Origin of the sequence: Bacillus sp. AY2-1, assembly GCF_008368965.1 — a bacterium.
GTDB lineage: Bacteria > Bacillota > Bacilli > Bacillales > Bacillaceae_G > Bacillus_A > Bacillus_A thuringiensis_S.
This window is the reverse complement of sequence record NZ_QPEL01000112.1, coordinates 1-17619: the sequence shown is the minus strand read 5'-3', so window position 1 is coordinate 17619 and position 17619 is coordinate 1. Positions and strand designations below refer to the sequence as shown.

Sequence of the window (17619 nt, the reverse complement as noted above, 5' to 3'; positions counted from 1 at the left end):
ATTTGTTATAGTTATTGTAGTAAGGAAAGGTAGGAAGAAGATATGTCCCTACAACAAGAGTTACAGATTAAAGAAAATAATATTGTTTCGAAATCCAATACTTTAATTGAGGCAAGTTCACGTTTAAATTTAGTAGAACAAAAGATGCTGCTTTGCTTGGCAAGTAATATTGAACCAAGTGATCGGGATTTTAAAACATATACATTTCCAATTAAACGTTTTCATGATTTACTTGGCCTAAATGGGTCAACGAAATATACTGAGTTAAGTAAAATTACAAAGGAATTAGTTTCTAAAGTAATAGAAATTAGGATAGGAGAAGAATTAATCCAAGTCTCTTGGATTTCTTCAGCAATTTATAATAGAAATAAAGGTACAATTGATTTGCGTTTTGATCCATTGTTAAAGCCGTTCTTATTAGAATTAAGTAGTAAATTTACAAGTTATAGACTGGCCAATGTTATTAAATTAAATAGTACATATGCCATCCGTATTTATGAGTTATTAAAACAATACGAACATATAAAAGAGCGAACGATTAGTCTTGAAAATTTAAGATATTATTTGGATGCAAGTGATGTATATCCTAATTATGCGAATTTTAAACAACGTGTATTGAAACCTTCTCAAAAAGAATTAAATCAAAAAACTGATATATCTTTTGAATTTGAAGAGATAAAGTCTGGTAGGAAAGTACAAAAAATTAGATTTTTTATACATAGTCAAAAAAGAAAAGATACAGATTTAGCTCATTTTGAAAAAAAATTAGATGGGTTTAAGCAGCCAAATACATTTGAACAGAAAATCAAACGATTTGAAGAGCAATGCAAAGAGAAAGTGTATCCAGCAGTATTAGAAAAATGGAAAAAGTATGAGGAACTTGTATTAGAAATTATTGATGATATACGTTTTCGTGCGGATATAGATTCACCAATGGGTTATGTAGAATATATGCTAAGTTCTCGGTTAAAAGAAATACCCGATAATGAAATGTTAAAACAAAATACTCAAAGCAGTTTGTTATTGGAAGTAGATAATATTATAGATTCAGTGATAGCGAAATACTCAAGATCTACAGGTGCTATAGCTACATTCTTAGTCAAAGATACCGCTATTCATGAATTAACAAAATTTTGTACATTAGAGGAAGCGGAAGGGTACTGGAAGGAAAAAGAAGAATTTGTTATGGATAGTATTTATGGATACATAAAAAAGAATAGAAAAAAAAGAAGATGACATACTTGTTTTGGGAAAAGTTTTAAAAGTAAGCTAAACGTTTTTCTAAGTTCCATAGTATATGTTACCTATAGCAAATAATAATAGAAGCAATGAAGTATTGATTCAGAAATAAAATTCCATGTGAACGATTTCATAATGGGCAAAATTAAGAAATGTTTAGTAGCTACGGTGAACAGTAAGTTGATGAAGGGTTAATCATAAATTTTAACTAAAGATAATAAAAGTTATAGTGTGTCTCTTTTATTATATGTATAGTTAAGTTATAAACAAGAAAAGCATCCAAACAGGATGCTTTTCTTGTTTATTGTGTAAAAATTATCTAATAAAAACAGAACTCATAACAAAAACAATACCTCAGAGATATGGTGTGTGGCATTGTGTGGATCCAAGGCATTGGCTATTTCTAAATAATTTAAAAAAGGCATGCTTGTAAACAAATGAAATATAATGACATGAGAAGTATTTAAAATATTAGCTTGTTAGGAATGAGGATGTACCTCTAAAGAAATCTAGATAAGTTTTAAGTGTTTTTTATAAAAGAGAACCGGCTTATAGCTAGTCTAAGGTACTTTCATATTCTTTTATTATTTTATAAAATGTATTTTTCTTTAGTTTTACTAATTCCATACATTTAATCCCGCTTGTTTCTCTATTATTCCACTTTGGATGAGTTTCTTCTATATAAAGATAGTTTAGGAACTCTTATTATTGAAGTAGTACTACAAATTTTATCGTGGCTTGCTGAAGAGGAACGGACAAAAATAAAAACTCGTCAACGTGAAGGCATTGAAGCTGCAAAGAAAAAAGGAAAACATTTAGGAAGACCTAAAACTAGAATAACTCCAGAATTTATTGAAGCTTATAATAAATGAACATCCGGACAGATAACAGCATTAGATGCTATGAGAAGGTGTAATATGACCAGCCCTACATTTTATAGGGTCGTCAAAAGATACAAAGAGAGGGGAAATAAACATCAATAACATTACAGAAAAAAACCAAGATACACTCCAAGGATTTTCTTCCTACTTATTAAATAAAGGACGAAAACCTTCTACAATCAAGCGATATATTTACGATATTGAGAGCTGCATTCAATGGCTGCATCAATCAGAACGAATGTCTGAAGACATTAGTTGGGAATCTCTATGTAAAAATGATTTCGAAGCATTCTTTACTTACTTAATAAAAGAACGTCAATACTCTGACAAGACGGTACATCGTATTTACATCGTTCTTAATAGGCTGTACGAATATTTAGATTTACCTAGCCTCATTGAAAGTGTCATTCACATATCCCCACCTAATCGTGCATTACGTACTGAAGATTTTATTTCTCTACAGGAAGAGGAACGTCTAAAGCAAGTATCTCAATCATTAGAAGGACTCACAGAAAAACAACGAACTACCCGTCCTATGATTTTAGAGCGAAATTTTTCTATTATAATCTTGCTCCTAGACTACGGATTATCTCTACATGAGCTTGTCGCTTTACAAATGAAACATGTGCATTTCGAAAACAATACATTATCTATTCCTGAAGATACAAAAATCAATCGTACAATCAAGTTAAAAGAAGAGGATAAATTACACTTATATCATTACTATAAAACTATTCCAGAACCAGTACGCCCTAGATATCACAGCGATGATTCACTCTTTGTTGCTTTTCATTTTGGCCTCGGTACTTACCTTTGGAGTTATGATGATGATGCACCAAAATTTCTAACGGAAATCTCCATTCAAAAAATGATTCGTTTAGAAGTAAGACGGGCAAATTTGAGGAAAGGGATTTCTGCACAACATTTTCGAAATACCTTTATTTTAAAGATGATTCAGCAGCAATGTACAGCTGAACACATTGTGAAGCAAGTAGGATTTAAAACTTACGTATCCTTAAAAAGGTACTATACATACTATGAAAACTCTAATGAGAACAAGTGTGAAGAAACTGCACTTAATATATAAAATTTATATACCTACAGATTTTCTGGGTGAGATGGGGTCTTAAGGTGAAGAAAAATAAGGGGTCATATTTTATAGACGAATATACCTTGCTAGACAGGACTACCAAATCAATAAAAATCGAATCGTAACGTTCATTAAAGGAAGAAATGCGAGTATTAGGCATAACGGATAGTGACATTTTTCAAATTCAAATGATAGAAATTAAGCCGAATCAAAAGTAACATAGCGCCATAGCATTTTATTAATATTCATGAATTGCTATAATTTTAGCGCTAGCATAGCGCTATGTTGTCACTTTAACAAAGACAATTGTGTTATAATATTTACTGAACATATGAATAGGATAACGACTACCTGCTGTTGGTAAGTAGAAATTTATCTAATAAAAAGATCACCTGTTTCCAAGACAAGTGATCTTTTTGTATACATTTCCTTTACTACTTTTGAAGTTCATTAAATATTGCATTCCCTTCTTATAATCCATATACGAGAGTTTTCACACCTTAAACGTATGAGAGTCCACTTCCCAATACTTCCTATAAGACTTTATAAAAAGTGTTCTCCAGCCACTAAAAACATGATTAACCAAAAACACACTATCATAAGACATACCGTCCTACACTTCCTTAAAAAGGATTCAACCTTTTCTACTATATATTTCATGTTAGCTCATTTCCTTATCCCTAAATTAGCACTTTTTAATTTAACTTTAATTACTTGGCCAGATAAGAGTTTGGATGCTTCATTTTTAGTAATATTTTTTTACCTAGTTTCTCTAACCCATTTTCCACATTTCGGACATTATACAATAACCTCTCTAGCTGTAGCTGCTTTTACTGCACCTTGAACATTCTGGATGTTTGCCCTAATTTCAACAGTTATACGACCAATTAAGCTCTCTAAATCATCATAAAACTCTTGCTCTATTTTCTCATCTCGTTTTATTTGAGCTAAAGATGTTTCAAATTCAGCTTGCTTCATCGAATCTACAACAAACTTATACTACTTTCTAACTCCTGTATCATCCTTTACTTGTAAGAGATTATTCCTTAAAAAGAATGGTAAAGTTGATGAATCACTTTTACAACCAAAATCAGGATTAATCTGATTTGTATTTACCACTCAACTAAATGTCCAAATACATAGGTATATATCCGAACATCATTACCCTCAAAAAAACCTTTTTTTCTTGTGCTACCACCACTTAAGCTTTTGCATAAGTCTCCGCTTGTGATGGTTATTCACAGACAAATAATTCTTTCATCGTTATGCACTCCTAATTACATCTACATGTATTTATTTTTAAGTAGAGGTTTAAAATAAATTCCAATACAAGACTAAAAATACTAACGTCCAGAAGGGTAAGACTAAAAAGAGAGCATTAATGCATCCTTCTATAAAAGCAAATGGATTTTCTTCCATTCCCCCTACGTTTTCCATATAATGTTCCCCCTCCCCTTATCTAATTTTTTGTTTTACCATACTAATAGGTTAACTCTTTATTTCCCTCGCTGCCGACCAGATAAGTAGCCAAAAACTCCCGTAAAACTCTCATTTTTATTCATAAATAAAAATAGACCCTTACTTGTTTAAAGTAAGGGTCTATTTTAAGTATCTTTTAAATTAGAAAAGTCTGGGTAAAAAAAGCTTGTTTTAATCTTTTCTAACAGTTGTGAATCTACCATATGAAATTTGGTTTTATAAATGTTGCCCTAGGTAATTAATTGCAAAATCTCCAATTGGTATTAAAACTTTCTCATTCCCCGTGAAAAATAACATTTCTTTTGAGGTAATTTCTTCTAACAAAGAAAGTCGTCCCATTCTAATACCTCCCAATATTAATTTGCCACTTTTTCAGTGTGTCTACATTGTGGAAAAGATGAACACCCTAAAAACACTCGTCCATCATGAGTTCGAGATACCAATTCCTCTCCACATTTCGGACACTTTCTTGTAGTTGGTTCTACTGATTTTCTTATATCAGCTGGTTTCTGTTCTGGATTTACTTGTACGATAAATTCTTGTAAAGATGATCTATTCAGCAATTTCACATCACATGCTCTTGCTAGCTGTTTTGCTGATGATGTATATGTACTATTTGTGATTACCCATGCTTCATTAGCTTTATAAAAGGCTTTAGCTGCATAAATTTCTTGAATAGCTTTAATTCCTACTTTGTTCTTAAAACCATATCGTTTCGCCTGAATAACAATCTTATTTTTCCCTTTAAATATTAAATCTGCCCCAAAATCATGACTACCGTTTGTGACAGCTGCCTTATATCCCAGCTTTATAAATAGAGCCTCAAGAAAGAATTCAAATTGTCTTCCATCCATCTGATCAATATCTCTGATCCCTGACTTTAAGAATGTATTTTTCGCTTTACGCTTGTGCATTAACTTATAAAACATCACCAACACAATTAATAAAATGCTGCAAAATAATATATACGGTAAAACATCTATGATAAGCAACTCAACACCTCCTTTTTTAAAAAATAAAAAAGACCAACTCTATTAGTTGCTCTAGACTTAATTTAGTATTAGATTCCTTTTATCTTTCCATAGCATTTTCTAACATGTTTTTGCGGAATAAAGAAAAAGCTTTATATTTATTAGGGTGTGGATTTGGTGGCTCTTTAAACACCTTACTAATATCTTTTTGTAAATTATAAAATCTTTCATCCTCTTTTAACCAATCAACAGCTGCTTTTGGCTTTCCCCATTCCCTAGCAACTTGTTTTGGCTGCTTCATTGAAGCGATGGTATAAAAAAAAGAATCCTTATTTTCTTCATCTGTTAATTCAACAGCGTAGAAATGGATTCTTTTATTTGTATCTGGTTTTCCTAAAGATTGTATTTTATTTACTTTAAGCATTTTGTCTTCTATATGCTCATATTTACATTCCCCTTGATCTGTAGTTAAGAAATTTAATTTTTCAGCGATAATTGCACGTTCAAAACATTGCATTGCCTCTTTGTGACCTGGTGATTCTTCATTTAACACTTCTACAAAAATCCTCTTTTTCAAAATATCTTTGTAATTGTTTAGTACGGAAATCTTAGTATCTAAATCTATGCTGGTTAATGGTCTTGATATTTCATCATCATCAAAGAATTCAATTCTTTCAGTCTTAATCACGCCATATACAGGGACTTTTCTTTGAGCTGAATCTTTGTAATATGTAACATTTTCTGGAACTTTAATTTCATCTCTCCTCAACTTATGATTAGTTTGCTCTGTTCTTCCTCCATGCGAAGTTATTTGAAGAATTGGTAAGGCTAGAGTACTGTTATTCCCAGCGTTTATAATAAGACCGAATCTTCTTTTTCCTACCTGTGGCTCATTATCATTACTTAAAGCTTTCGGTTTAAAAGGATAAAATACCCTTACAATATCACCTGATTTATATATTCCCATTTGATTCACCTATCCCTTTATCTGATATAAACAACATCATCTTCATCAAAATCATCCTCATCTTCATGCATATCAATTAGTAAAAGAATCCTTCTATCCAGATGATATCCAGTATATTTTCCTTCTGCTACTAACTCTTGCATTGCCTGATCTAAATATTTTTGTTCGTAATCTTCAAGTTCCATTTCCTGAATAATTTGTTCTCTATCTTTCCCTTTCCATGAATAATCGGATAAAAATTCAATTGATTTTTTGTTTTCTATTTTATTATTTTCCATGTCAAAACCCCCATTTTATTAATAAGATTATTATACCACCTTTACACTTTTACACAAGTGTAAAAGTGTAAATTACAGAAAATATAAAAGACCAACTCTTTTAGTCTCTCTAAACCTCATCAAGTATTGAATTTACAGTTCTTTTATCTTTCCATAGCATTTTCTATTGTGTTTTTGCGGAATAAAGAAAAGGCTTTATATCTATTAGGATGTGAATTGGGCGTCTCTTTAAATACCTTAGTAATATCTTTTTGTAAATTATAAAACCTTTCATCCTCTTTTAGCCAATCAATCGCTGTTTTTGGCTTTCCCCATTCTCTGGCAACTTGTTCAGGCTGCTTCATTGAAGCGATGGTATAAAAAAAAGAATCCTTATTTTCCTCATCTGTTAATTCAACAGCATAGAAATGGATTCTTTTATTCATATCTGATTTTCCTAAAGGTTGTATTTTATTTATTTTGAGCAATTGCTCTTCCATATACTCGTATTTACATTCTCCTATACTTGTAGTTAGAAAACGTAACTTTTCAGCGATAATTACACGCTCAAAACATTGCATTGCCTCTTTATGACCTGGTGACTCCCTATTCAATGAATCTAAAAAAGATTTATCTTTCAAAATACCTTTGTAATTCTTTAGTATAGCGCTCTTAGTAACCAAATCTATTTTCGATACCTTTTTTATTATTTCGCTATAATCGAATAATTCGATTCTTTCTGTTTTAATTACTCCATTTATAGGAACTCTCTTTTGAAGTGAAGGTTTATAATATGTAAGATTTGGGGGAACTTTAATTTCATCATCCCTCATTCTATAATTAGGTTTTTCTGTTTTCCCATCCCTTGTAAGGATTTGAAGAATTGGTAAAGCTACGGTTTTGTCATTTTTGGCATTGATAATAACACCAAACCTTGTTTTTCCTAATTTCACCTCATTTTCTTCACTTAGCACCTTTGGTTTAAAAGGATAAAATACCCTTACAATATCACCTGATTTAAATCTTTCCATTTCATTCACCTACTTCTTTACTCCATATATTCAGCATCATTTTCATCAAATCCGTCATCTTCTTCTTCATTCATTTCAAATAGTAACATAATTCTCTTATCTAATTCGAAACCATTATATTTTTCTTCTTGTATTAATTCTTTCATTGCTTGATCCAAATATTTTTGTTCATAATCTTCAAGTTCCATTTCCTCAATAATTTGTTTTCTATCCTTCTCTTTCCATGAATAGTTAGATAAAAAAGCACTTGATTTTTTGTTTTCCATTTTATTATTTTCCATGTCAAAACCTCCATTTATTAATAAGGTTATTATACCATCTTTACACTTTTACATAAGTGTAAAAGTGTAAATTAATAAATAAAAAAGACCAACTCTTTTAGTCTCTCTAAACTTCATAAGTATTTTTCATTTTTCACCTTTGGTATATACGGATAAAATACCCTAACAATATCTCCAGAATTATACTCTACCATCAATAATTCTCCTTATTATATTAATTTTTATATATAATATCATCATCATTTAATGGGCCAACATCATCTTCATCCATAGCCATTCTTAATACAAAATAACTATCTAGATCCATGCCAGAATATTTTCCTTTTGGTCCTAATTCATTCATTGCATCTTCTAAATAACCTTGTTCATAATCAGGTAAGTCCATTTCTAAAATTATTTGTCCTTTTGTTTTTCCTTCCCAAGAATAATTTAATAAAAATTCCGCTGATTTTTTATTTTTCATATTAAAACCCCCATTTTATTAATAAGGTTATTATATCACCTCTACAACTTGTACTCTTAGCTTATATATCCCCATATAATCCAGATAGGCAAAAAGCTAGCCTTTTATGTCCCGCTTCAAATCCATTTCCTAGTGAATGCTTTCGTACTGCACTTTAAATTTTTACTAACTCATACTCTATGTGCCTTTCCTCCTTCACTTTTCTTACGACTCTCCTTAAGCAATCTCCCCCCTTTAATAAAAAATGAGACAATCACATTTAAAATACTTGCAACAACTATCATGCATAACGCAAATAACCAATTACTCACTTATTCACCTCCTTTCAAATTCTATTTACCAAACTAATAAATCGACTAGGAGGCACTAAAATCTATAATATATACATCTAATTCATGATGAATAAACTTCTTACATTCATCTTTGATAATTGCTAAATATTCTTCTTTCTTTAATCCTCCTGTACCGCTTCCTATAATCGGCATTGCAACCGAACTATATTTTTTCTTTATTACTAATTGCAATGCGTTATAAGTTGACTGCCTAATTGAATACTCTGTTGCTTTCCACAAAGTATTAATACCAGCTACATGAATTAATGCTTTGCAATTTAAAAAACCAGATGAAGTAATAACCGCTTCACCTAGCCTTAATAGACCTTCTTTTTGCAATTGTTTAAATGGTTCATGACCTGCCTTCTTCCTAATTGCCTTTGAGAAATCAGCTTCATTTAAAAAATAACGTGGTAAAAAATTTCTATTCCATGCATTAATTATTACATCAACTTTACTATCATAATTTGTAATATCGCCATTCTTCATGAAGATCCTCACGGAATAATCAACCTTTCATTTTTTATTCTTCCAAAAGTTATTAGAGCTTTTGCAATAAAAAACTTCAGATTTGAAGTTAACTAATTTTTAAAGAAAGCTAACATTATATTTCCCCTTCTAATTTATTTAATAGAAATTATTAGTTTAAACCTCATAATATAATTATATCTTTAAAAATAGGTACTTCCCTCCCAACATACTCCCAATAAACTCTCATTTTTATCTCTCGTATCCATTTTTAATTTGTTCTTGTAATTGTTCATATTGTCGTTGGTTCTTCCATTTTTCATATTCATTATTCATATGATAGTTCATATTTTTTAAGCTTCTCATAATGTTGGTACGTTGTTTAAAACCAGACCGTATACGTTTACCACGAGAAAAAATATTTTTTCTCTTTTGAAATTTAGCTTGTTGTTGTTCTTTTGCTACCTGCTTCATTTCTTTTAAAACAGCGTTCCCCAATCTAGTATATAATTCATTAACTTTTGTATCACCAAATTGGTTATAACGTTTTTTATCTTCTTCCATCCCTCCATAAGCTTCTTTCATAATCTTCATTTCTTCTTCTAATTTCTCTTTTAATTCTTTAAACTCTTTCTTATGGTATTTCTCTATGTACATATCACTTAATTGATCTATCTTATCCCTTACATGGCTAATAGAGTTATAGTTATACTGCCACTGCTTTTTATCTTCAGGTAGCTCTTTCGTAATTTCAGCAAACAACTTTTTCATTTTTCTTTTTTCAGAAAGCTGCACATTTTTTTTACTTTTAACAATTTTATTCCGTATTAAATCATTAATTTTTTTGTACTCTTCGCTGCGATCCATAATGCTATTTACTACTTTTGATTTCATTGCATCAATTGATTTTTGTTTTCTTTTCCCTCGATGCATTCCTTTGAATCTGCCTTTGGAAATTATCCTTCCGGCACTCGGTACTGGTTCGACCATTGCGACATGAACATGGATATTATCCGTATTATAATGAATGGCTGCTGACCAAATTGCTGTATCACGTAATCGTTCTTTCGTCATCATGACATCCATTGCTTTTCTTGTTACATCTTTTAATTTTTCTTCATCTAGCATTTTGCTTTCCGAGTTATAAATACCGTGTTTCTCTAACCATTCATTATCAAAACTAATTACATCCTGCCACAAAACACTTTTGTTTTTTTGTGCCGTTTTAAAAGCCTCTTTCAATCTATTCTTACCATCTAGTGAAACTACGTCTTCCTCTTTTGTAAAAAGTGAAGACGTTTTTTCCTCGTTTCCCATATAATCTTGATAAGAACAAAATTCATTTTTTTCTTTCTCAACAGCATCTTTTCTTCCGATATAATCAATATAATCCCCGAATTCTTTATCTTGATTTTTACTAAAATCATTTTTGGAATATACGAATTGACTTTTAATTACTACACCAGGCGTATTCATATATTACCTCCCTAATTTGAATCACTTGTGCCTTTTTCTCTTTCTAACTTTTTCATTCGAGCATTTGAAATTTGATCTTTAACAAACTCTTCTGCTTGTACCATGCCTTTAGACATAAACTGATTTGTTGTAGCCAATCGCTCAAATCTATTTACTGTAAAATAGTGATTTGCAAATTGTAATAACATTCTTGTATGTTTATCAGTTAGATTTGTACCTGCTCTAATTTTTCCTAAATCTTCATGAATAACACCTTTAACTGCTCCTTTAATTTGTTCTAATAAATCATGATTTTGGTTTTGATGTTCAGCAATAATTCTTTCTAATGCATGGCTTGGTTTAATTCCTTTTTCTTCTGCATATTCCTTTATATAAGCAACTGTAGTTTCATTTAAATAATAAGTCTTATCCATCTTTTTCTTAGACATACTTAAGCCCCTTTCACTATTTTTATTTATTCATTTTCCAATTCAATATCTTCAATAACTTGTAACATACGATTCATAGTTTGTGTGTTTTGTTTTATGAGGATCATGCTTTGTTTTTGTAATTCTATATGTTTATCTTGTAAGTCTTTCATATCTTGAAGTACAGCAAGATTACTAATGTATCTATGCAAAAATTCCTGTCTGGAAATCTTTTTTGCCTTAGCTAGTTCATCAATTCGTTTCACTAAACTAGCATCAAGATCACGGATTAACACATTCATAGGGGAGACCTCCAAATTAGTGATTTTAATTGCAAAGAGCATAAGGGTTTTTTGCTATCACCGAAGGTGACAGGTTAGGCAGAGCCTAACAAAAACGTGATATCATGAGAAAGAGAAATTCAATGTAGTTTCAGCGTGGTTTCAATGTATTTCCAATGCAGTTTCAATGTAAATCCAATGTAGTTTCAATGTACTTTTTCAAACCTTTATTTTGAAACACAATTCCTTATATAATGGCAAAAAAAAATATCAGATAACTTTTTTATACAACCGAAAAATTATCTGATAATTATATTCATAATGTTTATATCTCTTTTTATCTTTTAAAATAGTTTAATTTCATTCTGCTAAATTAAACTTTTTACGCTGATCTTCTAATTTCTTCTGAAGATTTTTCTCTTTTGCTTCTAACTCTTTAGTTTTGTTTTCTAGCTCTAATTTTCTCTTTTTATACTGTTCTATTTGTAGCTTTCTTTTTTGAATTTCCGATTCACTTTTTTCTTTTTCATCATCTGTTTGATATACTTTATTTGCTTCAATTCTTTCAATTTCATTTACAATTTTATCTGTTAGTTCATCTTGTAATGGGATTGTTTTCTTTACATTATTTATTTCTATCTTTACAGATTGTAATTCTTCTTCCGTTTCATCTTGTGCGTACTCATTTTCATTTTTTCTTAATAAATCTTTGTTTGTTTTTATTTTTCGATAATCCCCTGTTAAAACAATTTTCTTTTCCTTTAGATTATTATTTTCTGCTTTTTGAATGGTTCCACCTTCGGTAGTTGTACTAGTTTCAAATGAATCAATCTCTGCTTTTTCATTTACAAATAAACCTATGACATTATATTCTTTTGGAACTTCACTGATTTGGATAACATACATATCCCCTTGATTAAATACAACTTTCGTTGGTAGTTCTTTAGCATTTCCTTTTTGTTTAGCTGTAAAAGATAATTTCGAACTTACATACGTTCCACTTTTTTCTCCTGTTTTAAGATGAACTTGCATTATATCTTTATCTGGATTGTACTCCCACTTTTTTAGGTAAATAGTATTATAGTTTAATCCAGGTAACGGGCGATTAAATTCAGTTTGAACAATGGGATCATCATTAAACATAAACTCTTTTGATGTTAAACAAATGGTTAAAATGACAACAATTCCTAACATAATGGCATAGTAAATTTTATTTTTATTACTTCCAACTTTAAATGCAGACAAACGAAAACCTCCTTTTATTTAGTGATTGGCAGATTGACTTGGTGGAAATGGCAATAGCTGTCTTGGATCAAAAGAAGTTCCTTGTTTATAATCATTTCCTCTTCTAGCTTCAAAATGAAGATGTGTTCCAGTTGAGTCTCCTGTATTTCCTTGTATCCCAATCTGTTGTCCTTTTTTTACATCTTGTCCAGTTGTTACATTTAGTCCATCCATGTGCGCATAACGTGTAAACACTCCATTAGGATGTTGAATTGTAACCATGTTTCCATACGAACTAGATAAACGAGCATCTACAACTTTTCCATCCCCTACAGCGCTAACAGGTGCTCCACGATACGCCACTAAATCTATCCCTGCATGAATTGTTCCCCAACGACCGCCATAATCACTTGTAACAACATAGTTGATTCCTACAAAGGGAAATTGAAAGTCTCCTTTCATATTTTCATCCACTTTAATTTCTCCTGTTCCTCCACCCTCTACAACCTCACATTGCATTGCTCCCCCTAATTCTTGAGCAATTTTTGTAACAGTTGGAACCCAATATTTATTAAGCCCACCAGGATCATTGTCTGCCCCTATTGGTGCATACTTCCCACCGATTTGATCAATAGTTGTTAGTCCTTGTGAGATATAAAGTCTATTTAAGTTCCCTGCCATATATACAAGCCCTTCCTCCAAAGTTGAGAAAATCTGTAAGGTTTGCCAGTTTGTTTTTGGGTCCATTAATCCGCCAGGATTATTTTTATTAACAACCGCATTTGACTTCCCGTACCCCGTTTCATGAAGTGCAATAGCTGCTAATAGTACTGGATCAATCTTTGCTGACTCAGCTGCTTTCATAAATCCATCTGCATGATTCGCAAACGCTCCAGATTGATTTATTTTTGCATCAAACTTCGTGCGATTAACCTGTCCTGTTAATTTACAACCAGCACCTATAATTAACCCAGAACCCCCTCCACTTCCACCGGAAGACTTATGAGAACCAGATATGGATATTGCTGATATGGCCCCAATAAAAAGGACTCCTAATATTAAAACACCAGGAATCCCAAGCCATAAAAAAATCTTTTTTATTATTATTTTTTTAATATCCATGCCTTATAAACCACCTTCAAAGAGGTTTATTTCATCTTCAGAGGCTTCTACTGTCATTGTTAAGTTCTGCACACCTTTAATGGCTAAAACACATTCTCCTTGCTGTAATAGTGGAATTTGCCTTAGCTCACTTTCGGATAACTGACCTTGGAAAATGTACCTTAGCGTATCTAATGAGTTCGCATCTTGCTGTAAGACAAACTTATACTGGGTTAGTTCAAATAGTGTTTTAATTTTAATTGCTACCTCATTATCTTTTGCATCTGACACAAAATCTCGAACTGATTGTGAAGCAAAAAGAAGCCCACCAAAATACTTACGGGCTTCACGCGCGAATTCCAGTATAAAGTCTACCGCAATTGGGTTACTCGTATTAATCGTTAAATGTGATTCATCTAAAATAACTAACAAACGTTTTATAAGATCAAAGTCAAAGCCATCTTTATAAATTCCTTTACGTTGTGGTTCACCAATTTGAATTAGGTGATCCCAAATCAAACTAAATGCATTATACATTTGGGCATTAAAAACTTTTTTCTCCAGACTACGTAATGATTTTACAGAGAAGAATACAACTTGTTCATTTGTTAGGTCTTCTAATGTTGTATGTCCATTAAATAGATGACCGTATCCATTTACAATATCATCAAGAGCTAATTCAATTTTCTCTAGCCTAGCTGATCTAGAAAGGGATAGTCCAGGGTTAATAATTCTCTCTTCCACATTCGAGTACAGCTCTTTCTTTACATATTCGAGTAATTCTAAAAAGATAGGATACTCTTCATTTTTCAAGTTAGTTACACCTGTAGTTTTTATTTTTTCTAAGAATCCTAATGATTCATAGAACTCTCTAAGTACTTTTTTATACTCCTGGATATCCGCATCTGTAACTTGTGGAGATAACAGACAATAAAAAGTAGCTGCCTTAGAAAGATGTTGTAAGAAAGAATGTGTCTCTATTTCTTCCATTGTTTTTTTATCTTCATCGTCTATCCTTGAACGATAAATTTGCAACGGGTTAATTAAACCTTGTGTACCATCAAGTGCCACCATTTGCCCGTTTACTTCTTTAATTAACGTCTCAAATTCTCCTGTTACATCAAATCCCCTAATAAAGTTATTTCTAATTTTATTATCTAAAAACAACTTTTTAAGAAGTGTACTTTTCCCTGAACCCATTTCTCCAATAAGTACACCATTATAGTATCTACGTTGCTTATCTTTATGAAACAAATCAAATAACACGCTACCACCCGTAAATGTAGTCCCTAAATAAGAGCCTCTTGGATCACGTAATTGTGCATAATGAAAGGGAAGCCCAGCAGCTAATGTAAGCCCAGGCATTCCCTTTCCTTCTCTCCTATTTGCGTATGTAATTTGTTCTTCATACGGGCTAAATAAAGCTTTCCACTCATGCTCTTGCTCATTTAAAAGTACAGTCCCCTTGAAGCTTTGTGCCTCCAGTTCCGTTAAAACGTCTCCAACACTCTTCTCTAATTCTAAAGTCGTTTTTCCATGAACGTATAAACGAACATGAACTAACTTAATAACTTCTCCTAATTGTGATATTTGATGATATAGTTTGGTTAACTCATCATGTTTTTGAACAGCATCTAGTTGAGCAATCCCTTGTTTTTCATTACTAAAACGCATTTTTTGTTCTAACATGGACTTATTAATATTGGTTACAGTCTCACTTCTCTCCATTGTAGAAACATCTGTAACCACTATAACGTTCTTCATTGTAGTAATCGTCTTCATCCACTTTGCATCTACATTTGTAGGATAGTCAACAATGTGAATACAAGCTTCATAACCGTCTCCTTTTCTTACAAAGTTATCACCAAATCTTAAACCGCCTTTCGGTTGAATCTTTGCAAGAAATTCTAAATCATGTTTCTGTTTTTGCTTATTTTCATCTTGATCCCCCTTTTTTTTCTTTTTATTTAACATAGGAATGATATTAGCTAATTCAAACGCCATGATTAGTCCTCCTTACAATTTAGAATTTTGATTATTTAGTACACACAACACATCTATTTTCTTTTCTTTTGTAATCCTTACTAATGGAAAAGAATTTTTAAAATGGTTTTCTGCCATTCTACGTCTTTCTGATAATTGTTCTTTATTACTACCATAGATAAATAGGAAAAACTCCCTATCCGTTCTCTTTTCTTCTAAAAAGTTCAATTCAAATAGTTTACGATCAATATATTTGTGATTAATTGGATCTTGCGTTTCTTCTCTTTTTTTTCTCCAATACTCTTGTTGGATAGATGTATTAGAAGGGAAATTTAAAGATACTTCTTTATAATCATACGCATAACTCCGCATGTACCTAACCCTTTGATAGATCATCATCATTTCATCCGATTCATTTAGGGTATTTAAATCAGTAGTTGTAATTTGTAAAATATCCATGACTCCATTTTTTAGAACAATATGATTCCCCTCATATCGTACAAAAGGAAGCATACTTATCGTTTGGTTTGGCACTCGAACCTTTGGCTTTTTTTCTTTTTTTCCGCTCTTTATATTCTTTTTCTTTTTCGGCTTCTTTTCTTTCTTCTTTATAGAAAAAAAACCAGATTTCTCTGGTTTTTCTTCATCTGTTATTACAGGTACAACTATTGTTGGAACACCTGCAGCGTCATTTAATTTTTGATCTGTACTCATTTCTCTCTTCCTCCTTATTTTCATTCGAGTATTTAGATTCATTTTCTATCGCATTAGCATCAATAGGATGATAAGTAGTTTTATTACGCTTAATTAAAAAATATAAAGCAACATAATTTCGTTTTCCTGGATTCGTAGAAGAACTCATAACCATAAAAAGTAAAGCACCAAACCCTACTATATAGTAGGGAATGGTAAACCAATTGTGGACAAATTCACTTCCAACATTTAATAGGAAAAGTGTTCCTACGCCGATGATGGATAGATCCTTTGCATACAATGAGAAAATTAATTTAATCGGTGATTTTATCTCTTTAGGGATCTCATAACTCAATTACATCTTCACCTTTCTATTATTTAGTACTTACATATCTTCATGAACGCTAAACTTTTGTTCAGCATTATCATCCAAACGTTCACTTTGTAATACAGTCTGCTTATTATTTTCTTGTGAGACACTTCCTGTTTCTTGCTTCACATGATTTCTTTGAATTACCTCTGTCTCTTGTACAACCTCAGTCTTTTGAATAACCTTATTTTCTTGCAGAACAACTTTCTTTTGACTCAATGTCGGTGCTGCACCTTTTGCCGCTGGTGCTGGTTGGCTCACTGTCGGTGTTGAGCCTTGTACCCTCGGTGCTGGCTGGTTCACTGTTGGCGTTGAGCCTTGTACCGCTGGTGCTGGCTGGCTCACTGTTGGTGCTGAACCTTGTACACTTGGTGCTGGTTGACTCACTGTCGGTGTTGAGCGCTGTAGCGCTGGTGCGGATTGACTCATCACTGGCGCTGAACCTTGTACACTTGGTGCTGGTTGGCTCACTGTTGGTGCTGAGCCTTTTACACTCGGTGCTGGTTGGCTCACTGTCGGTGCTGAGCCTTGTACACTCGGTGCTGGTTGGCTCACTGTCGGTGCTGAGCCTTGTACACTCGGTGCTGGTTGACTCACTGTCGGTGCTGAGCCTTTTACCGCTGGT

At 32.0% G+C, this 17619-nt stretch carries 21 protein-coding genes and 3 pseudogenes; 3 read left to right on the top strand and 21 right to left on the bottom strand.

Translation table 11 applies throughout. The annotated features are described in order from the left end of the window. Positions 1-42 precede the first annotated feature (42 nt). Positions 43-1236, top strand: a complete 1194-nt coding sequence (locus DN403_RS23330; protein WP_149185797.1) for a replication initiation protein — start codon at positions 43-45, stop codon at positions 1234-1236. 558 nt (positions 1237-1794) lie between these two features. On the opposite strand, the pseudogene DN403_RS31890 reads toward DN403_RS23330, so the two are convergent. Further along, positions 1795-1920, bottom strand: a pseudogene (locus DN403_RS31890) (recombinase family protein); the annotation flags it as partial. Here DN403_RS31890 and DN403_RS23325 point away from each other — a divergent pair. Continuing rightward, positions 1920-2222, top strand: a pseudogene (locus DN403_RS23325) (recombinase family protein); the annotation flags it as partial. The pseudogenes DN403_RS31890 and DN403_RS23325 overlap by 1 nt on opposite strands. Further along, on the top strand, positions 2209-3207 hold the full coding sequence (locus DN403_RS23320) for a tyrosine-type recombinase/integrase (RefSeq protein ID WP_149185796.1): 999 nt from the start codon (positions 2209-2211) through the stop codon (positions 3205-3207). The pseudogene DN403_RS23325 and the gene DN403_RS23320, both read left to right, overlap by 14 nt. Before the next feature lie 801 nt (positions 3208-4008). Here DN403_RS23320 and DN403_RS23315 read toward each other — a convergent pair. The 20 genes and pseudogenes from DN403_RS23315 to DN403_RS31300 form a co-directional block, all read right to left on the bottom strand. After that, complete coding sequence (locus DN403_RS23315) at positions 4009-4188, bottom strand: hypothetical protein (RefSeq protein ID WP_149185795.1); 180 nt, start codon at positions 4186-4188, stop codon at positions 4009-4011. Between the two features lie 333 nt (positions 4189-4521). Then, complete coding sequence (locus DN403_RS31885; RefSeq protein WP_255452059.1) at positions 4522-4647, bottom strand: hypothetical protein; 126 nt, start codon at positions 4645-4647, stop codon at positions 4522-4524. 258 nt (positions 4648-4905) lie between these two features. Further along, positions 4906-5028 carry a hypothetical protein gene (locus tag DN403_RS31880; RefSeq protein ID WP_255452058.1) on the bottom strand — a complete coding sequence of 41 codons (123 nt, stop codon included), beginning with the start codon at positions 5026-5028 and terminating at the stop codon, positions 4906-4908. 17 nt (positions 5029-5045) lie between these two features. Then, positions 5046-5618 carry a restriction endonuclease gene (locus tag DN403_RS23305; RefSeq protein WP_149185798.1) on the bottom strand — a complete coding sequence of 191 codons (573 nt, stop codon included), beginning with the start codon at positions 5616-5618 and terminating at the stop codon, positions 5046-5048. A 142-nt stretch (positions 5619-5760) separates the two neighbouring features. Next, positions 5761-6627: a hypothetical protein gene (locus DN403_RS23300; RefSeq protein ID WP_149185794.1), complete on the bottom strand. Its 867-nt coding sequence runs from the start codon at positions 6625-6627 to the stop codon at positions 5761-5763. A 17-nt stretch (positions 6628-6644) separates the two neighbouring features. Then, complete coding sequence (locus DN403_RS23295) at positions 6645-6905, bottom strand: hypothetical protein (protein ID WP_153579553.1); 261 nt, start codon at positions 6903-6905, stop codon at positions 6645-6647. Between the two features lie 143 nt (positions 6906-7048). Then, the gene (locus DN403_RS23290; RefSeq protein WP_098834035.1) at positions 7049-7915 is read right to left on the bottom strand and encodes a hypothetical protein; all 867 of its coding nucleotides are present in this window, start codon (positions 7913-7915) and stop codon (positions 7049-7051) included. Positions 7916-7932: 17 nt separating this feature from the next. Continuing rightward, positions 7933-8196 carry a hypothetical protein gene (locus DN403_RS23285; RefSeq protein ID WP_255259146.1) on the bottom strand — a complete coding sequence of 88 codons (264 nt, stop codon included), beginning with the start codon at positions 8194-8196 and terminating at the stop codon, positions 7933-7935. Positions 8197-8410: 214 nt separating this feature from the next. Next, entirely contained in the window at positions 8411-8659 is a 249-nt protein-coding gene (locus DN403_RS23280; protein ID WP_149185793.1) for a hypothetical protein, read from the bottom strand. Positions 8660-8829: 170 nt separating this feature from the next. Further along, positions 8830-8970 (bottom strand): hypothetical protein, encoded by a 141-nt coding sequence (locus DN403_RS31305; protein ID WP_176519905.1) that lies wholly within the window; start codon positions 8968-8970, stop codon positions 8830-8832. A gap of 45 nt (positions 8971-9015) precedes the next feature. Then, positions 9016-9480, bottom strand: a complete 465-nt coding sequence (locus DN403_RS23275; protein ID WP_149185792.1) for a macro domain-containing protein — start codon at positions 9478-9480, stop codon at positions 9016-9018. 231 nt (positions 9481-9711) lie between these two features. After that, complete coding sequence (mobP2, locus tag DN403_RS23270; protein ID WP_149185791.1) at positions 9712-10935, bottom strand: MobP2 family relaxase; 1224 nt, start codon at positions 10933-10935, stop codon at positions 9712-9714. Between the two features lie 11 nt (positions 10936-10946). Next, the gene (locus DN403_RS23265; protein WP_149185790.1) at positions 10947-11363 is read right to left on the bottom strand and encodes a hypothetical protein; all 417 of its coding nucleotides are present in this window, start codon (positions 11361-11363) and stop codon (positions 10947-10949) included. A 26-nt stretch (positions 11364-11389) separates the two neighbouring features. Then, positions 11390-11644, bottom strand: a complete 255-nt coding sequence (locus DN403_RS23260) for a ribbon-helix-helix protein, CopG family (RefSeq protein ID WP_097889110.1) — start codon at positions 11642-11644, stop codon at positions 11390-11392. A gap of 339 nt (positions 11645-11983) precedes the next feature. Further along, complete coding sequence (locus DN403_RS23255; protein ID WP_149185789.1) at positions 11984-12868, bottom strand: hypothetical protein; 885 nt, start codon at positions 12866-12868, stop codon at positions 11984-11986. Between the two features lie 18 nt (positions 12869-12886). Continuing rightward, complete coding sequence (locus tag DN403_RS23250) at positions 12887-13969, bottom strand: peptidoglycan DD-metalloendopeptidase family protein (protein WP_149185788.1); 1083 nt, start codon at positions 13967-13969, stop codon at positions 12887-12889. A gap of 3 nt (positions 13970-13972) precedes the next feature. Further along, positions 13973-15952, bottom strand: a complete 1980-nt coding sequence (locus tag DN403_RS23245; protein WP_149185787.1) for a VirB4 family type IV secretion system protein — start codon at positions 15950-15952, stop codon at positions 13973-13975. Between the two features lie 12 nt (positions 15953-15964). Further along, positions 15965-16645, bottom strand: coding sequence for a hypothetical protein (locus tag DN403_RS23240; protein WP_149185786.1), 681 nt, complete (start codon positions 16643-16645; stop codon positions 15965-15967). Then, positions 16620-16979: a DUF5592 family protein gene (locus DN403_RS23235; protein ID WP_149185785.1), complete on the bottom strand. Its 360-nt coding sequence runs from the start codon at positions 16977-16979 to the stop codon at positions 16620-16622. Before DN403_RS23235 ends, DN403_RS23240 begins: the two co-directional genes overlap by 26 nt. A 30-nt stretch (positions 16980-17009) precedes the next feature. Further along, a pseudogene (locus tag DN403_RS31300) lies at positions 17010-17619 on the bottom strand (hypothetical protein); the annotation flags it as partial.